We start from the raw sequence: 17273 nt of genomic DNA on the forward strand, positions 1-17273 counted from the left end.
TATCGAGTCCTTGACAAATTCGAAAAGATAGTTATCTAAATAGGTTATCAAGCTCCGCGAAAAGGGTTTGAAACGCCTCTATAGAGCTTTCAGGATTATTAGAACCGGTGAGAAGTATCTTCCCATTCCTGAAGATCAAAAATGTTCCTATAAAATCGGGGGATCGATAGAGTAGACCTGGAAATTGCTCCGGCTCATACTCTGTATTCTCCAACCCAAGCTCAACCGCAATAGGATCAAGATTTAACTCTCTATGATATTTTTCTAAGTAGACTAGATTTCGAATTTCGAAGTCGGGATCGTCAAATGTTAGACCTAATTCTCGTACTACTGATAGAAATTTTTGATTGGCGTTGATTAGTTCGTCTATTGAGTCTGCGCCAGCGATATTGTATTTTCCAGTCCTGAATATCATAATAGCCGGAGAGCCATCATTAAAACGGATATACAACCCAGGCCAGTACTCTGGGTCGTATCGAATTTCATCTGCCGAAATTTCTTCATATAAGGCTTGTAGATCTAGCTCCTGTTGCAGGTCTCCGCCCCCAACGGCATTAACGAGTTCTGGGCTCACCATCAGTTGATAAGCACGATTCTCCCCGAAGCCACTATAGTAATGGGTATTTCTCCTAAGAGAGTATCTATTGGGTCTCCAGACCTGCTTCATCTGAAATGGGGCTCTGGCCATCCAATAGGAGATAGCAGTGTCTCTAATCATTATGGGTCAAGATATTGAGAATCTTCTGGAGTTTGCGAAGCGGAACGGGGTTTTGGATGATCCTAGTGTTCGACGGTTGGTTTTAGCTGCTGGTGCCTCGGATAGCGAGTATTTGCAGAGGTTAGCTTCCCGAACAGTTCTCAATAAGTCGGTAGGGCACTGGAGATATCCGTTTGATTCTCAGCGGGTTTCTGGGAGGATTAGGTTGGGTAATGATTTCCCTGGTCGACCGTTTTTGTTGTCGGAGGGGGATTTGACTCAGCATTTGTTGGCGGTAGGGCAGTCAGGGAGTGGTAAGACGACGTTGTTCTATAATATGTATGAGAATGTTGGTGTCCCGGTCTGGTTTTTTGATTTGAAACAGGACTACCGTCACTTAGCCAGTAGAGATAGTGATTTGTTGGTGTTGCCGTGGAGTGAGTTGAAGTTGAATCCGTTGCGGCCGCCGAACGGTGTTCCTCCTCGGAGGTGGGCTCAGGTCTTCAGTGAAATGTTCGGGCATAGTACCGCGTTGTTGAGTGGTTCTAAGAATTATTTATTGAAGTCGGTGATCAAGCTGTACAGGGCCTACAATCAATTTGAAGAGGTGTCGGAGCCGTTTCCGAGTTTGATTGAGCTTCAGGCCTTGATTGAGGCAGATTCAATGAGTTATATGCGGAAGTCATCGAACTACCGCGATACGGTTTTGAACCGTTTAGAAGCGATGAACCTTACAGCAGGCACGGTTTTCGATTGTAGCCGGGGTTACGACTTGGAGGAGTTATTGAAACGAGATGTGGTGTTCGAGTTTGACGGCTTGAGTCGTGATGTCCAGAATTTTTTGATGGAGGTTCTGTTTGCTCACGTGTTTGAATTTCGCTTGGCCCAGAATCAGCGGAATCAGGGTTTGCGGCATTTGTTTTTCTTGGATGAGGGTAAACGGGTTTTCAGTGTTTACAAGGAGAGGCAGAATGCTTCTGGACTGCCTGAGATCGATGAGTTGACGGCGAAGATGCGGGAGTTCGGTGAAGGATTGGTTGTGGGTGATCAGGAGCCAAGTAAGTTGACGGACTCGATCAAGGCTAACACGTACACCAAAGTGTTGCTGCCATTGGGTGATCGGAAGCAGTTTGACGAGGTTGCAGACAGTTTGAATTTGTCTGAGCGGCAGCGAGAGTTTGCCCAGGGATTGGGTACTGGTGAAGCGGTTGTTCAGGTCGGTAACAGTAGTCCGATACCGGTAAGTTTGGATGATTACAGTTTGGAGAAGCAGGTTTCGGATGAAGACTTGGAGCAAAGCCAAGCTGATAACTGGACCAGTCTTTCGTATGACCCTCGAAGTTTGACACCTGGTTTCAAATCAATTGTAGCACCTGGTCGTTCAGATGAGGTCGAGAGTCCGAAGGTCGTCGAGGACCCACAAAGAGAACTAGATCTAAGCAGTGATGCAAACCAATTCCTCAAAGACGTAGTGGAGAACCCGTTTCGTGGTTTAACCGACCGGTACAGCGATTTTCCGAGTAGTTACAAGGGAAACAAGGCGAAGAACGAACTTGTCGACAACGGTGTTGTAGTTGAGAGAAAGGTCCACACCGAGAAAGGCAAGCGGAAGCTGTTACAGTTAACCGATAAAGGCCGAGAGTACGCAGAAACCGAGCTCGAACTGGAGGTGAAACACAGGGGTCGAGGAGGAGTTATCCATCGATACTGGCAGCACCAGATCAAAGACTTGTTTGAAGAAACTGGCTGGTCTGCATTCTTGGAAAAGTTCGATGCCGACGTCTACGTCAACATGGGAAACACGGAGTTAGTGGTTGAGGTCGCGATGGGAGACAACCCCCGAGAAATCAAACACGTGGAGGAACACTTGGAGCGGTTCGACACTATCTGGATCGCCTGCCGTAACCAGGAAGTCCGGGAGGGACTACGCCAGAGAATAGCTGAAAAAAGGTTAGACGATAATCGGGTCGTGTTTCGACTGTTTCGGGAGTTCAACAAGGAGCAGCTGCCTTCGACGTAGGGAGTTCTGCGGTTTCGCTGTATCGGAATAAAGTACTCTATCTGTATTTTTAATCAAGGTATGATTGTTGTATATCACGTTTTGTGTACTTGCTGAGGGCGGTTCTGATGTGTTCTGGCTTGACCGTTTGATACCCATTTTCGGAAGCAAGAGAAATTGCGTCTTTGGCGACGTCTTCAGTGAATTTCTCTAGGACGTCTCCGAGCTGGTTTGATGCTCCTTCGGATACCCGTTTGTCGGTCTCTTGTTTTAGTAGAATACTCATAGATCGGGTAGAAAATTCCATATCAATGTGTTAGATATTTAACTTATTTAAAGATTCTAGATCCAATTTCACTTGAAAACTGAAACGAAGGAAGGAGAGCAAAGGAAACAACGAGAAACAGGCTCCGAACGGATAATAGCAAGCCCCATCCGGGCCATGAACGAACCGTTCGGTGTCCCAAAGCCTTCTCTGACCGGAAACTAAGCAAGAGAAACGTTCCGTGAGAGGGCACTGTACCGACCGTTCGGTGTTCGTCAAGAGAAACGAACCCTCAAGTGAAGCGTGTTGTCTCCCTGCTTTCCTTCTAACTTATGGAGACCAACTAATCTATGTCCACTACAAAATACGTCAATGTCGAGAAAGCACTTCAAAATCTAGATGACTCAGAACTCACACCGGAAAATGTGGAGGCGATACGGTTCTTCATCGACGAGTGTGCTGCTGAAGGATTAAGCCAAGTACGTCAACGAAGACTTATTACCGCCCTCAAGTCGGTTATCAGATTCTGCGCTCCGGACGATTTCACACTGTCTGAAGCAACCGAGGCAGAACTCAAGAAGACGATAGCCACGCTTCATCGTACCGATCGGTACACTAAGTCGACGAAGCATACGATGAAGGGAGCGGTCAAAAAGTACTATAAAATCGAGAATGGTGGACGTGAGCACCCTGAGAAAGTCGATTTCTTCACCGTTCATCAGGGGCAGACCAGTACTGTTAGCCGGGAAGATCTGTTCACCAAAGACGAACTGAAGAGTTTGTTTCAAAATTTCTCAACTACCCGTGATCGAGCCCTTACAATGGTGCTGTACGAATCAGCTGCCCGTCCCGGAGAAGTTCTCTCCCGTAACCTAGCAGACTTCACATCAAACGAGAAAGGCGACTTCATCTTCCTGGAAGGTCTGAAAGGAACTCCTGATAGGACCAATCAGTTGGTTCGAGCCGGTAGAACACTGCGTGAATGGATTGCTCACCACCCCTTAGGAGGGGAGATCGGAGATCTTGAGGATCCTAGTGCCCCTCTCTGGGTAAAAAGCGAGCAGCAAGCCTGCAAGAACTGTGGTAAAATCCCTCATCACCACAAAGACTCGTGTAGTTACGAACCGGACTTAGCCGATCGGATGAACTACGATGGTTTTCGACGTCGGTTCAAAGCTGCCTGCGAAAAAGCTGGGATACCGAGCAATAAGTCCCGTCCGTACAACCTGAGGCATACACGATTGACGGAGGTAGCGACGTTTATGGGATATGAGCAGTTGAACAAGTTTGCCGGCTGGAAACCAGGATCTGACAGGGCGAAAGTCTACGTCCACCTGAATAACGACGATGTGAACAAAGCGATCCGTAACAAGTACGGACTTGATACTTCTGAAGATGAGGAGGAACCAGTTCCATGTCCATTCTGCGGTACTGAGAATCAGCACGAATATAGCGAGTGCCGTAATTGTGGACGGGCATTAAGCCTCAAGAAGCAGGCTGAGAAACAAAATAAGCAGGAAGTCTTGGAGCGACTGAATGAATTAGAAGAGAACGGGACTTTGGAGAAGCTGCTTCGATTGGAGGATGCAAACGAATCCTAGTCTTGTGTCACGGTGAAAAAGAAGCGACCTCTAAAAACCGTGTATGGGTCGAGAACTCACTGAAAGGCTTCACGAGGCAGAGCAACTGCTTCAGAAAGTAAGCTCTTGGAGTGAGGAAGAGGTAGAGGGTCTGCCGTTGTTCTACAGACGGAAGGCAAGGGAATACCGGAGTCTACTGCAACCCGGCGAGCAATAACCTGTAACCTCTTCCACTCCCCCAATTATCTTCTATGGATTACCTGGGTGATGACTGGGATCTTGACCAGTTTCTTGAAGAGAATCAAGAAAATCAGCGGCAGCGTCTAGAGACCGAGTTGGAGCGGATTCAGAACCAGTTAGACAGACGAGATGAAATAAATGAGGAAGTACTGGATGAGCTCGGTTCAAAATTAGATTGGTACCTCGAACGGTTAGAAAATGAGTATCGGACTCACGGCTCTTCCAATGTAGATGAGTTGAAGTCAGAGATCAAACGGTTCTATTCTTTGATTAGAGATGAAAAACAGCAGCACTGGAACGACAAGCAAAGGCTGGAGCGTGAGCGCCGGGAACTTCTCCGTGAATTAAATGAGTTAGAGGAGTTTGATATTCAGGACTTGTTATAGCTGCCAGCATAGTTGAGACGGATTTCTCGTGTTTTGCCTTTGATGCCGCCGTAGTGGTATTCTGCTTTGATCAGGTTGAGGAGTTCGAGTTGTTTTAAGTGGTCGCTGATACGGCGGTTGCTCAGTGATTCCCGTTCTTGGGATTGACAGAGTTCTTGGTAGCTTTGGTAGACGTCTCCGGTCTGTATCGTTGTGTCTGTGTTTTCTGCGAGTTCTTGGATTGTTCTAAACAGCAGGCGGTGATGTTCGGTGAATGGTTCGAGAAGTAGGTCGATATATTCGTTGAGTGCTTTCTCTTCGATCTGCTGGACGTGGTTTTCGGTGATGATTTTATCTGCTGTCTCAGCTGCAGCTTTCAGCCATTGGATCCCAAGTCGGGGGTTGGTGGTTTTTGAAGCGATGTAAGTTAGGCCTGATTTCTGTACAGTCTGTGGTTTCAATGATTTTCGTGCCCGGTCAAGGATTATGTCGTAGAGCTCTTCCCCAGTGTATGGCTCCAGTTGAATCGGGTACGGTTGTAGGCTGCTGAATGTCCTTTCCTCTACCTGCTTTTGCAGATTCAAACCCTGGTTGGAGATAGTGATGACGTTGACCTTGGATTGGTTTTTCATCCGGGAGAGAAAGTAGAGGAGGCTGTCCCCGTCGTTTTCGAGCAGGAATTCTATTTCGTCGAGCGCTATTACTGTATGAATGGCTCCGGTTCGTTCCTCGATCTTTCGCTGGAGATCGGATGTGTGGTACCCGGTGTTGACTGGTTCCTCGGTTAGTGATTGAAGGATCTGTCTCAGTGCTTTGTACTGGGTATCCGAGTTTTTGCAGTCGACATAGCATGTGTTCACCTGGTCAAGTTGGTTGAGTTGGTGAAGTGTTAGATGGGTTTTCCCGGTTCCCTCGGGTCCCTGGAGGTGAATGTTTCTGCTGCTATCTGGACCGATTAGGTTAGAGAGTGCGGTTTTGGTGTTCTCTCGGTTGACAAAGTCTGAGGGAATGTATTCTGGTTGCAGTGGCTCAGGGTCGGAGATTAGTTTGCGTGTCATCAAACAGTGTCTGTGAATTGTTGTTTTACGGGGGTTTAGCGATACCCGGGTTCAAATGAAAAGCTGGGATACTGATTTATTTGAACCGGAGAATGTTCCACGAGTTCCGTTACACCTTATTTAGTGGTATCAAGTGAACTGGGGTGCCGGACCCTCTTTTTGAATGTAACCTATCCTGAATTGTATTATTCGCAGTGAAATGCGAGAAAGAGGGGGAGGCATTCTTAGACAATGTTTGATTCAAAACAACAAGATGGACGCGGTATACTTAGAAGTGAAACCTATCTAGACACTGGTTTTCAACCGGAGAAACCGGTGGGAAGACGCAGTGAAATAGATCGGATAGTGGAGGCGGTGAAACCGGTTACCCGTCGACGTAGCCCTGAAAACCTGTTAGTCTATGGTCCGGCCGGTATCGGGAAGACCACCTGTGTACGCCACGTCTTCAACCGGATGGAGGAAGAGACCACTTCTAAAGCAGTGTACATCAACTGCTGGCAGTACAACACTCGTCCCTCCTTACTGACTGAGTTATTGATTCAACTGGGTTATCCGGCACCACGGAAAGGAAAGCCGGTCGATGAACTGCTCTCGAAAATCCGTGAGTGGTTGAGCAAGAATCGTGGAGTGGCAGTCGCACTTGACGAGTTCGACCAACTAGAGGATCGAACCGAGATCATCTACGACTTGCAAATGCTGAACGAAGACTCAGAAAACCAGTTAGGTGTCGTGATGGTGTCAAACCAGCACCCGACCACGATTGAATTAGACCCTCGAAGCCGCTCCCGACTGAACTGCCAGACGCTTGAATTCAACTCATACAACACGGCTCAACTCGAACAGATACTGGAAAACCGGGTGGAACAAGCATTTCGTCCTGGATCCGTACCGGATAAGGTTATCACAAAGATTGCGGAACAGGTAGCCGAGAACTCGGGTGACTGTAGACAGGCTCTTTCACTACTGCTTCAGGCCGCACGAAAAGCGGAGCAGAAGGGGCTTTCAGAAGTGTCAGAAGAATTGGCAACGTGACAGAATTATTCTCATGAGTATAGTTCCGGACTAGTATTGGAGTTCAGGCCGATAGACTGCTTGCCCGGTGTTTCAAGTGGGTGCGGGATAATACTAAGTCGACGAAGAGACCCGCCAGCAACCGGATATACAACTAATACCAGGACGGCGACGCGATCTGAGAAGACGATTGAAAACGTGTTGTCTGAAGACGGTCAAATCACCGTTTTTAGGCCACGAAACGTATCAATGTCTTGGTAAGGACGAGAGCCCGGGTTCAAATCCCGGCCTAGGCTTTTCTGTAACCATTTACCCGGAGCGAAACCGCCGAGTGACGTGAACGAGAAATAGCGCTCTTACGCTCACGTCTCGTCGATTGCTGGTGAGTACACGCGAGATATGTCAGTACTGGATCAGCACGTTCGAGAGTACGCGCTGAACCGCCGGCAAGCGGGTCGGGGCCGGCGTTCACGGCCTCGCCTCGAGGACGAGGTTGAACGGCATCTCGGTCGCCCGACGGACGCGCGTAAATCCGCCCTCGGTGATCACCTCGCGAAGACGCGCTTCGCCGGCCTGCGCTCCCAGTACGGGGTCGCCGCCCTGGGCCAGCGAGTTCGGTACGCAGGCCATCGTCGAGGCGCAGTAGAACGCCCTGCCCACCGGGTTGAGGTTGTCCTCGAGCCGATCGCCGGCGAACGGCTCGACCAGCATCCACGTCCCGTCGTCGGCGAGCGTCTCCCGCACGTGTGCTGCCACGCCGGCCGGATCGCCCATGTCGTGATACGCGTCGGACATCATCACGAGGTCGTAGTCGACCCCGTCGTACTCCGTCGCGGTCGCGACCTCGAAGTCGATGCGGTCGGCGACGCCGGCGTCTTCGGCGCGCTCGCGGGCCACCTCGATCGAGTGGTCGTGGTAATCGACGGCGACGAACTCCGAGTCGGGATAGGCTTCGGCCAGAATAATCGTCGACGCACCGTGCCCACAGCCTACGTCGGCCACGCGCGCACCCGCCTCGAGTGTTGCGTCCAGTCCGTCGAGCGCGGGGATCCACTCGTCGACGAGGCTCGTCTCGTAGCCGGGCCGGTAGAAGCGCTCGGTGCCGAGACAGACGTCCTCATCCTGTTCGTGCCAGCCGAGGCCCGCACCGGTTCGGAAGTCGGCTTCGAGTTCCGGGAGGCGCTTCTGATAGCCCGCCAGTCCCTGGAACCCGCCGACGAGGAAGGCGGGACCGTCTTCGTCGGCCAGCAGCGCCGCCTGCTCGGGGGTGAGTCCGTATCGTCCCGTCTCGGAATCGTAGGTGACGTAGCCGCCGGCCGCACCTGCGGCGAGCCACTCGGCGATGTACGGTTCGACGGTGTCGGTCCGTTCGGCCAACTCGTCGGGCGTGAGCGGTCCGGCGTCTGCCAACGTCTCGTAGAGGTCGAGCCTGTCACCGATGACGATCAATGGGGCGTAATAGGCCGCTCCGAGTTCGTTGACGGCCATGCCGACGAGTTCGTCCAGTCGTTCTTCGTCGACCGGTTCGTCTGCGGTAGTCGGTGGTGCCATGGCTACACCGTCGGCGGCGAACGTATTGGCCTCATTCACCGATCGTCCGTTTCGCGGACTGCACGCGATTTCGTGGCGTGAGAGAGAATTCTCGTCGGGACGGATAGACTCACTACCTTCGCCATCCTTTATTAGGTTAGCAAGTACCATGGATTCCCCCGAAGACGACCGATCGTCGCATCTCGTGTTCAAACCGCCCGCGTCGCCGATCCTCGAGGCCGTCCTGCAGAACGCGCGAAACCAGAAGTACCTCGGCGAGCGGCTCGACGCGGCCGGCGACCGCATCGACCCGGCCCGTCTCGGTGACCTCGTGCGTCACGGTCCGGTTCTCGAAGCGCTCCGCCAGGAGCCGTTAGACCGTCGAGAGATCGAGGAGAGCCTCGACGTCTCGCGGGCGACGAGCCATCGCCTGACGAAGTGGCTCGACGAACGAGGATTCGCCGAGAAGGTCGAGAGCCGGTTCCGGTTGACGGGACGCGGCGAGGCGATCACCGACGAGATCCTTCGGTTCGAAGCGAACGTGAGCACCGCTCACCGGATGGGACCGCTGCTGGACGCGATCTGTCCGCACCACGCGGAGTTCGCCATCGAACCGATGGTCGAGGCGACCGTGACCGTCGCGGAACCGGCCGATCCGTACCGACCGGTCGAGCGGTTCCTCTCGCTCGTCGAAGGGACGGCAACGTTCCGCGGGTTCAATTCCACGCACATGGCGCCGTTGAGCGTCGGAGAATTCTACCAGCAGCTCTTCGACGCGACCGAGAGCGAGATCGTTTACACGCCCGAGGTCGCCGAGAAATTACTGGACACGTTCCCGAGCCGGGCGACCGAGACGATCGATCGCGGCCGGTTGACGCTCCGGATTCGCGAGACGTTACCGTACGGGCTCGCGATCTTCGACGAGCGCGTCGGGATCGGCGGATACGACGACGAGACGGGACTGATGCGGGCGTTCGTCGATACCGACTCGCCCCTCGCCCGCGAGTGGGCCGAACGGGTCTACGCGTCGGTCGAGGCGGATTCGACGCCACTCGACGACGGGGGTAACTGAGATCCGCGAGTACGCTCTTTCCCGTCCCGGAGGAGACTCGAGCGGGTTCCACCGACCGGTCGTGCGTAGCGGCCCCAGGACGAGTGGCGATACTCGAGTCCTACGCGTAGGCGTCGAACTCCTCGCCGAAGACGAGGAAGTAGGCAGTTCCCGCGACGCCGATCACCGCCGCGAGCGTGAAGGCGGTCTCGGGGTTTACGAACTCCCAGAGGTACCCACCGATCGCGGCGCTGGGGATGACGATCGCGTTTCGCAGGAGGTAGTACGTGCCGGTGACGCGCCCGCCGGCGCCCCGCTCTGCGGGGCCGACGATCAGCGCCTTGTGGGAGGGCAGCCCCGCGAACCGCAACCCCGAGAACGCGAAGAGGACCACCATCGCCCACTGGAGCGGGAGGATCGGGTCGAGCACCGCCGGACCGAAGATGAGGACGACGGGGAAGGCGCCGTAGACGAGAAAGCCGAGCGCGACGATCGGTTTGAGCCCGACCCGCTCGGCGAGTTTGGCCGCCGGCGCCATCGTGAGCAGCGCGACCAGCATCTCCACGCCCAGCAGGTAGCCGAAGAACGCCTCGGGCGAGAGGTCGACGGCGAAAGAGCGGCCGCCGAGGGCCAGCGTCGCGTCGAAGCCGACCTCGTAGAACCGCGTGATCACGAGGACGAAGAACGCGTACACCATCCCGTTGGCGAAGCGAACCAGCGTGTCGCCGACGAGCAGCGGTCCGAGTTCCTCGGGCATCTCGCGGAGATCTCGCAGGATTTGGACGACGCCCCCGAACGAGTCTCCGATCGTGTCCTCGCTGGAATCGTAGAGGACGTGCTGGACGACCGTGCCGACGGCTCCGAAGACCACCGCGACGACGAGGACGTACTGAAAGCTCACCGCGAACTCCTGGTGGAACCCGATGAGAACGGCCGCGAGCACGGGGCCGACGAAGAAGGCGGTCCGGCGGAACGTCTCGGTGCTGGCGAACCCGGCCGCCAGTTTCGAGGGGTCGGTCGCCTGTTTGACGACCGCGAACGTCGCGCCGAGGCCGAAGGACTTCCAGGCCTGCGCGAGCAGGAGGCCGACGAATATCCAGATCCAGGGCGGAATCGCGACGCCGGCGACCGAGAACGTCCCGAGAGCAGGTGCGACGAGCCAAACCCCGAAGCCGATGGTCGATAGCAGGCCGAACAGCGTCAGGGAGTACCGCGAGCCGATGCGGTCAGAGATCGCTCCACCCGGGTACGGATACGCGGCCGAGATGACGTTACCGACGGTGCCGAACAATCCGACGACGAAGCCGCTCGCGCCGAGGGCGACCATGTACTCCGGGAGGAACCGGCTGGTCATCTGGAACCCCAGGCTGAACGCGAACATGGCGAGCGAGAGGACCAACACGTCCCGCTCGAGCGCGAAGAACTGGCGAAAGACGTCTAGCGGCCCCGATTCGTCCGTCTCGACGGTGACTTGTTCCTGACTCATCGTCGGGGATCTCCGTTCGTGCCGATTCGGGGGTACTGATTCGGTCGGTACCGTCGGCTTCAACGCGGCCTACGCATCGGAGGGATTTGAATGCGTGTGGGCCGGACGCGCCGTTCCGACGACGAAGGTTTTTGCCCGTAGACGCCGGAATGACGCCATGGGACGAACTCTCTCCGGCGTTCTGCTGAAGGCCGTCGGTGCGCTGGTACTCGCGATGATCGTCCTCGGCGTCGTCGGGACGATCGTCGGGATCGTCCTGGGGATCGTCGCGACGGTGGCGTCACTCCTCGTGAGCGTGGTGATCTTCGCAGTCTTCCTCCTGGCGGTCGTCGGCGTAATTTCGTTGCTTTCTGACACGGGTAACGGCGATTCGAGCGCCGACTTCGACGTCGACGACTGGCCGAACGAGGAACGCCGCGGCCGAGTCGAACCGAGCGGCGCTCGAGGATCCGATCGATCCCGTCGAACCTGGCTGGCTCGACTCCCCCTCGTCGGGAACGGCGACGGGTCTGCGTCTGCGGTCGACGATCCGGCGGAACGCTTGCGCGACCGGTACGTCGCGGGCGAACTCACGGACGCCGAGTTCGAGCGCCGGATGGAGTTGCTCCTCGAGACCGAGTCGATCGACCGCGAACTGGGTGATCGGTCGTCCGGCGTGGGGCGCTCGTTCGAGCGCGAGTCGAGTCGATCCGTGGGGGCTGGACGTCGGTCACCCGACCGCGAGCGACTCTGGGATCGATAATCGTCGAGTCGGCGCACGTCCGTCGGTTTCTCCTCGTCCGTCGTCGACGATGCTGTCGCCAGCCCTCGACCGGCGTCCGTCGACCCGCGTCTGGTCTCCGTTCGGGATATAATCGCATACGGATCGTCGATAGAGTATGTATCCCGCTGAGAGCTACACTTAAGGCCCCGAACGGTGCTTACTCGAGTAAACATGGCGGTGAAAGAACACGTTCGCCGGGGCCGGATAGATCCGATACCTGAAACGATCGAGTCGACGCAGGGGAAGCTGGTCTACCTGCTCCTCGACGTGGCCGACGGTGCGACGGTCGACGATCTGAGCGAGATCCTGTCGATGAAGAAAATCTCGATCCTGAGCGTGTTGCGGACGCTGGCGAACGAGGGGCTGGTCGAGGAACGGGGCTCGGAGTACGTCGTGTCGTCGCGACGGCGCGTCGGCACCCAGAGCATCGCGGATAGGTCGGGTTTTCGACGTGCGTTGGACCGGTTCGAACGAGCGCTTCGGCGGTCGACCGACTTCGGACGCCTACCGTGGGCCGGGTGACGGCGTCCGACCGTCGGCCCCGGACGCCGACCGACCGGTGTCCGTCGTCACGCCTCGACTTCGACGCCGAGTTCCTCGAGGAGCGTCTGCGCCGCTGCGCTCGAGGACTCGGGGCCCCGGGCGGTGATGAGGTCTCCGTCGACGGTGACGCTCGCGTCCTCGTCGAGTTCGGCGTCCCACTCGCCGCCGGCGGCTTTCACCTCGTCTTCGACCCAGTAGGGGAGCTTTCGTCCGTCGGGCATCAGGTCGTTCTCGTCGACGATGCCCTCCTCCCACTCGTTCGGGAAGCCGGTGACCTCGCGGCCGTTGACGAGGAACGCGCCCTGGCTGTCGCGCGCGAAGCCGAGGATGCCGACGGCGTGACAGACGACGAGCGCCTTGCTGTCGTCGTCGCGCTCGAGGACGTGGCGCAGGATCGCTCGAGCGTGTTTGTCCTGGTTGACGTCCCACTCCGTACCGTGGCCGCCGGGGAAGACGACGGCGTCGTAGTCGTCGGCGTGGACCTCGCCGATCGGGATCGGATCGTTCAGGCGCTCGTCGCTCTCGTGAACCTCCCGGATGCGCTCGGCGGTCTCCTCGCCGACCTGGTCGGGATCGACCGACCGCTCGTCGATCTGGGGCGGTTGCCCGCTGACCGTCGCGACCGTGATCTCGACGCCCGCGTCCGAGAGCGTCTCGAGGGGTTCGACGCACTCTTCTCCCCAGTACCCGTGCTCGCTGACGACGAACAGTGCTTCCGTCATTGTACTCGGTGCTAGTCGATCGACGGGGTAAAGCCTACGCCCGGCACACCTCGTTCGCCGGTTCCTCCGATTCCGGTCCCCTTTTCCGGTTCGTACGCCGACCCCGCGGGTCGAGGCCGACTGACCGACCGACCGACTCCGATCGGGCGGTCGACGGCCGTCACAGGCCGTTCGCCCCCTCGTCGAGGTTGAGCACCTCGAAGAACCGCCGTGAGAGCCGAGCGCTCACGAACTCGAGCAGTTCCTCGTCGTCGTCGGCCTCGTCGGCGAACAACCCGAGTTCGATCCGGCCGCCTGCCATGTCGTGGTGGCCGCCGACGGCGCCGAGATCGCCGAACGCGTCCCGCAGCGTCTCCCCCATGTGGATGCGAGGATCGATCGACCGGCCGCTCATGCGGATCGAGCCGTTCACGATCCCGTAGCTGAGGACGGTGTTGACCCCTTCGACGTTGAGGAGGTAGTCGGCCGCCTGCGGCAGGGCGTCGGTTTCGACCGTCCGACCGACGCTCGCTACGAGCGAGGAACCCCGCTGTTCCCGGCTGGCGATCGCCCGACCGATGGCGTCGATCGTCGCCGGCGAGAACGCGCTCCCGTAGAGCCGTTCGAGCGCCTCGAGGTCCGCCTTCGGGTAGACGACGAGGGCCGCCTCGTACTCGCGTTTCGTGGGTTCGCGCACGAAATCGAGGCGTTCGCGGTGGAGGGCGAACAGCAGGGCGGAGGCGAGGCGGGTCGTCAAGGGAACCTCGAGGTCGTCGAGGTACTCGACGAAGAGGGTCGCCGTGGCGCCGTAGGAGGGTCGGACGTCCGTGAAGTCGGCGTCGACCGTCTCGCCGGGGTGGTGATCGACGACGATGTCCGGTTCGACGGCGGCCGGTATCTCCGTGTTCGCCCCGGGGCGGGAGTGGTCGACGAAGCCGATCGACTCGTAGGCGTCGAGCGAGACGTCCTCGAGCGGTTCGACGTCGATCTCGAGGACGTTGACGAACGCCCGGTTCTGCTGGTGGGAGATCTCGCCGCCGTAGGTGATCGCGACGTCACCGACGCCGCGATCGTCGGCGATCGTTTCCAGGGCGAGGGCGCTGGCGAGACAGTCCGGGTCGGGGTTATCGTGGCAGACGATCGCGAGCGACGCGACGTCCTCGAGGGCGGTGGCCAACTCGGCCGCGCGGGACATGGCTCGGAATACGGCGACGAGACGTTTGAATCCCGTGCCGGCCGCGTAGCGGCCGCGGTCCGCCGTCGACCGACGGACGGAGACCGGATCGTTTACAGCGGCTGACTGAACCGGACGTCGACACAACGCTCCTGCCGCCGAGTGGGTACTTATTTTACATCGGAAACCGGTTTCGTACGTATGCCAGGGGCCTATCTGGTCGGTGCTGGACAGTCGGACTACGGGGCGTTCCCCGGTGAGAGCTACCGGTCGCTGTTTCGAACGGCGTTCGAGGCCGCCCGCGAAAGCGTTCCGAAGGGTATCGGGACGGACGACGTCGACGAGGCGGTAATCGGCACGCTGGGCGTCGGCGGCCGACAGCTCGGCCTCTCGGGGCCGGCGGTGACCGAACACGTCGGGCTCGACGGCGTCCCCTGTACGCGCGTCGAGAACGCCTGCGCGGCCAGCGGGTTCGCGGTCCGGCAGGCCGTCCAGGCCGTCAAATCGGGAATGGCGGACGTCGTCCTCGCCGGCGGCTTCGAGATCATGTCCGACACGAGCTCGGACGCCACCAAGTACTGGCTCGGCGTCTCCGGGGAGACCGAGTGGGAGCGCCTCTCCGGAACCACCTTCTCCGGCGTCTACGCCCAGATGGCGAGCGTCCACATGGAGCAGTACGGGACCACGCGCGAACACCTCTCGCGCGTCGCCGTCAAGAACCACGAGAACGGCGCGAAGAACCCCCACGCACAGCTGGGCTTCGAGTGCTCGCTCGAGGACGCCCAGTCGGCGCCGGTCGTCGCGGATCCCCTCAACCTCTACCACTGCTGTCCGACCTCCGACGGGGCCGCCTGCGCGCTGATCGTTAGCGAGGACGTCGTCGACGAGTTCACCGACGACCCGATCCGAGTCGCCGGCGTCGGCGCCGGCAGCGACAGCGTGGGCCTCTTCCAGCGCGACACGTACACGAGCGTTCCCGCGAGCGAGCGGGCCGGGAAGGCGGCCTACGAGATGGCCGGCGTCGGGCCCGAGGACCTCGACTTCGCCGAGGTCCACGACTGCTTCGCCATCGCCGAACTGCTCGCCTACGAGGACCTGGGCTTCTGCGAGCGCGGCAGGGCAGGGCACCTGATCGAATCCGGCGCGACCGAGATCGGCGGCGAGATCCCGGTGAACACCTCGGGCGGGCTCAAGTCGAAGGGCCACCCCATCGGCGCAACCGGCGCCGGACAGGTCGTCGAGGCGTTCAAACAGCTCTCGGGCGAGGCCGGCGACCGCCAGGTCGAGGGCGCGGTTCGGGGATTGACCCACAACGTCGGCGGCAGCGGCGGAGCGGCGGTCGTCCACATCTTCGAGAGGGAGACGGGGGTGGGCGCATGACCGCGATTTCGGCCGTCGGGGCTTACGCGCCTCGATTCCGGATCACGTCCGAAGCGTTCGCCGACGCTTGGGGTCAGTTCCAGGCCGCCGGCATCTCCGAGAAGGCCGTCCCGGCCGCCGACGAGGACGCCCTCACCATGGCCTCCGAGGCCGCCGAGCGGGCACTCGAGGCCGGCGACGTCGACGCCGACGACCTCGACTGGATCGGCTTCGCGACCTCCCGACCGCCGCTCGCAGAATCGGACCTGACGCCGCGCCTGGACGCGATGATCGGCGCGGCCGATACCGCGACGGGGCAGGTCTTCACCGGGAGCACCCGCGCCGGCACGCGCGCCCTGTGGGCCGCCTGGGACGCCCTCGAGTCGGGGAGCGCCGAGACCGCACTCGTCGTCGCGGCCGACGCGCCGCGGGGCGAACCCGACGACGGCGTCGACCACGCCGCGGGCGCCGGCGCCGCCGCGTTCGTCCTCGAGGCGGACGGGCCCGCGTCGCTCGTCGACCGCGCGTCGTACTCGGCGCCGTACCCCGGTACGCGGTTCCGGCGAACGGGGTCCGAGACGACGGAGGGCCTCGACATCACCCAGTACGATCGTCGGGCGTTCACCGAGACGATCGCCGGTGCGGTCGACGGCCTCGCCGCCGACCCGGAACCCGAGGTCGCCGCGATCCAGGCCCCGGACGGGAAGCTTCCCTATCGGGCCGCAGGCGCCGCTGGCGTCGGCACCGAGGAGATTCGGTCGGTCGCGACGGTGCACGACCTGGGCGACCTCGGGGCGGCGAGCGTGCCTGTCACGCTCGCCCGCGCGCTCGCCGACGGCTACGACTCCGTCCTCGCGGTCTCGCACGGGAGCGGCGCCGCGGCGGACGCGCTGGTCGTCGAGGCCGGAAGCGACGTGCCGGCGGCCCTCGACCTCGAGGGGGACGATCCGCTCTCCTACGCCGAGTACCTCCGCCAGCGCGGCGTCGTCACGTCCGGACCGCCTGCGGGCGGCGGCGCCTACGTCAGCGTCCCCACTTGGCAACGGTCGATCCCGCAGCGCTACCGCCTCGAGGCCGGCCGCTGTCCCGAGTGCGGCGCACTCGCCTTCCCGCCGAGCGGCGCCTGCGACGCCTGTGGCTCGCTCGAGGCGTTCGAACCCGCCCGCCTCTCCGGGAACGGAACGATCGAAGCCGTGACGACGATCTCCCAGGGCGGTGCGCCGCCGGAGTTCGCCCAACAGCAGGCCCAGTCGGGCGACTACGCCGCCGCGATCGTCGCCCTCGAGGCGGCGGACGGCTCCGGGACGGTGAGCGTCCCCGCGATGGGGACCGGCGCCGATCCCGGGGCGTTCGCCGTCGGCGACGGGGTCGAGACGACGATCCGGCGGATCTACACCCAGGAGGGCGTCACGCGCTACGGCTTCAAGGTTCGACCACGATCGGACTGACCG

General features: G+C 59.2%; 16 protein-coding genes. 9 read left to right on the plus strand and 7 right to left on the minus strand.

Translation table 11 applies throughout. The annotated features are described in order from the left end of the window. Positions 1-31: 31 nt before the first annotated feature. Positions 32-667 carry a TATA-box-binding protein gene (locus RJT68_RS06330; protein ID WP_407039525.1) on the minus strand — a complete coding sequence of 212 codons (636 nt, stop codon included), beginning with the start codon at positions 665-667 and terminating at the stop codon, positions 32-34. A 52-nt stretch (positions 668-719) separates the two neighbouring features. Between RJT68_RS06330 and RJT68_RS06335 the strand changes: the two genes are divergently transcribed. Then, complete coding sequence (locus RJT68_RS06335; protein WP_407039526.1) at positions 720-2717, plus strand: ATP-binding protein; 1998 nt, start codon at positions 720-722, stop codon at positions 2715-2717. A 49-nt stretch (positions 2718-2766) separates the two neighbouring features. Here RJT68_RS06335 and RJT68_RS06340 read toward each other — a convergent pair whose 3' ends face one another. Further along, positions 2767-3003 (minus strand): histone, encoded by a 237-nt coding sequence (locus RJT68_RS06340; protein WP_407039527.1) that lies wholly within the window; start codon positions 3001-3003, stop codon positions 2767-2769. A 308-nt stretch (positions 3004-3311) separates the two neighbouring features. Here RJT68_RS06340 and RJT68_RS06345 point away from each other — a divergent pair, with 308 nt between their 5' ends. Beyond that, positions 3312-4562: a tyrosine-type recombinase/integrase gene (locus RJT68_RS06345; RefSeq protein WP_407039528.1), complete on the plus strand. Its 1251-nt coding sequence runs from the start codon at positions 3312-3314 to the stop codon at positions 4560-4562. Between the two features lie 230 nt (positions 4563-4792). Then, positions 4793-5167, plus strand: coding sequence for a hypothetical protein (locus RJT68_RS06350; protein WP_407039529.1), 375 nt, complete (start codon positions 4793-4795; stop codon positions 5165-5167). Here the strand turns inward: RJT68_RS06350 and RJT68_RS06355 are convergent. After that, positions 5152-6204, minus strand: coding sequence for a Cdc6/Cdc18 family protein (locus RJT68_RS06355; protein ID WP_407039530.1), 1053 nt, complete (start codon positions 6202-6204; stop codon positions 5152-5154). The two genes, RJT68_RS06350 and RJT68_RS06355, sit on opposite strands and share 16 nt — an antisense overlap. 231 nt (positions 6205-6435) lie before the next feature. Here RJT68_RS06355 and RJT68_RS06360 point away from each other — a divergent pair, with 231 nt between their 5' ends. After that, positions 6436-7236, plus strand: a complete 801-nt coding sequence (locus RJT68_RS06360; protein ID WP_407039531.1) for a Cdc6/Cdc18 family protein — start codon at positions 6436-6438, stop codon at positions 7234-7236. A 447-nt stretch (positions 7237-7683) separates the two neighbouring features. On the opposite strand, the gene RJT68_RS06365 is transcribed toward RJT68_RS06360, so the two are convergent. Then, the gene (locus RJT68_RS06365; protein WP_407039532.1) at positions 7684-8766 is read right to left on the minus strand and encodes a class I SAM-dependent methyltransferase; all 1083 of its coding nucleotides are present in this window, start codon (positions 8764-8766) and stop codon (positions 7684-7686) included. Between the two features lie 148 nt (positions 8767-8914). On the opposite strand from RJT68_RS06365, the gene RJT68_RS06370 reads away from it, so the two are divergent. Continuing rightward, the gene (locus RJT68_RS06370) at positions 8915-9817 is read left to right on the plus strand and encodes a helix-turn-helix transcriptional regulator (RefSeq protein WP_407039533.1); all 903 of its coding nucleotides are present in this window, start codon (positions 8915-8917) and stop codon (positions 9815-9817) included. A gap of 100 nt (positions 9818-9917) precedes the next feature. Here the strand turns inward: RJT68_RS06370 and RJT68_RS06375 are convergent, their stop codons facing one another. Then, positions 9918-11282: an MFS transporter gene (locus RJT68_RS06375; protein ID WP_407039534.1), complete on the minus strand. Its 1365-nt coding sequence runs from the start codon at positions 11280-11282 to the stop codon at positions 9918-9920. A gap of 157 nt (positions 11283-11439) precedes the next feature. Between RJT68_RS06375 and RJT68_RS06380 the strand changes: the two genes are divergently transcribed. Next, a complete protein-coding gene (locus RJT68_RS06380) occupies positions 11440-12024 on the plus strand; it encodes an SHOCT domain-containing protein (RefSeq protein WP_407039535.1) in 585 nt (194 codons plus the stop codon). Between the two features lie 192 nt (positions 12025-12216). Then, complete coding sequence (locus tag RJT68_RS06385; protein ID WP_407039536.1) at positions 12217-12567, plus strand: hypothetical protein; 351 nt, start codon at positions 12217-12219, stop codon at positions 12565-12567. Positions 12568-12614: 47 nt separating this feature from the next. On the opposite strand, the gene RJT68_RS06390 is transcribed toward RJT68_RS06385, so the two are convergent. Both RJT68_RS06390 and RJT68_RS06395 read right to left on the minus strand, forming a co-directional pair. After that, on the minus strand, positions 12615-13310 hold the full coding sequence (locus RJT68_RS06390; RefSeq protein ID WP_407039537.1) for a type 1 glutamine amidotransferase domain-containing protein: 696 nt from the start codon (positions 13308-13310) through the stop codon (positions 12615-12617). A 160-nt stretch (positions 13311-13470) separates the two neighbouring features. Continuing rightward, entirely contained in the window at positions 13471-14484 is a 1014-nt protein-coding gene (locus RJT68_RS06395) for a DHH family phosphoesterase (protein ID WP_407039538.1), read from the minus strand. 180 nt (positions 14485-14664) lie between these two features. Here RJT68_RS06395 and RJT68_RS06400 point away from each other — a divergent pair, with 180 nt between their 5' ends. Both RJT68_RS06400 and RJT68_RS06405 read left to right on the plus strand, forming a co-directional pair. Beyond that, positions 14665-15843 (plus strand): thiolase domain-containing protein, encoded by a 1179-nt coding sequence (locus tag RJT68_RS06400; RefSeq protein WP_407039539.1) that lies wholly within the window; start codon positions 14665-14667, stop codon positions 15841-15843. Continuing rightward, a complete protein-coding gene (locus RJT68_RS06405) occupies positions 15840-17270 on the plus strand; it encodes a zinc ribbon domain-containing protein (protein WP_407039540.1) in 1431 nt (476 codons plus the stop codon). The genes RJT68_RS06400 and RJT68_RS06405 overlap by 4 nt, the downstream gene beginning before the upstream one ends. Positions 17271-17273: the final 3 nt, after the last annotated feature.

Origin of the sequence: Halovalidus salilacus (genome assembly GCF_031852275.1) — an archaeon.
Taxonomy (GTDB): Archaea; Halobacteriota; Halobacteria; order Halobacteriales; family Natrialbaceae; genus Halovalidus; species Halovalidus salilacus.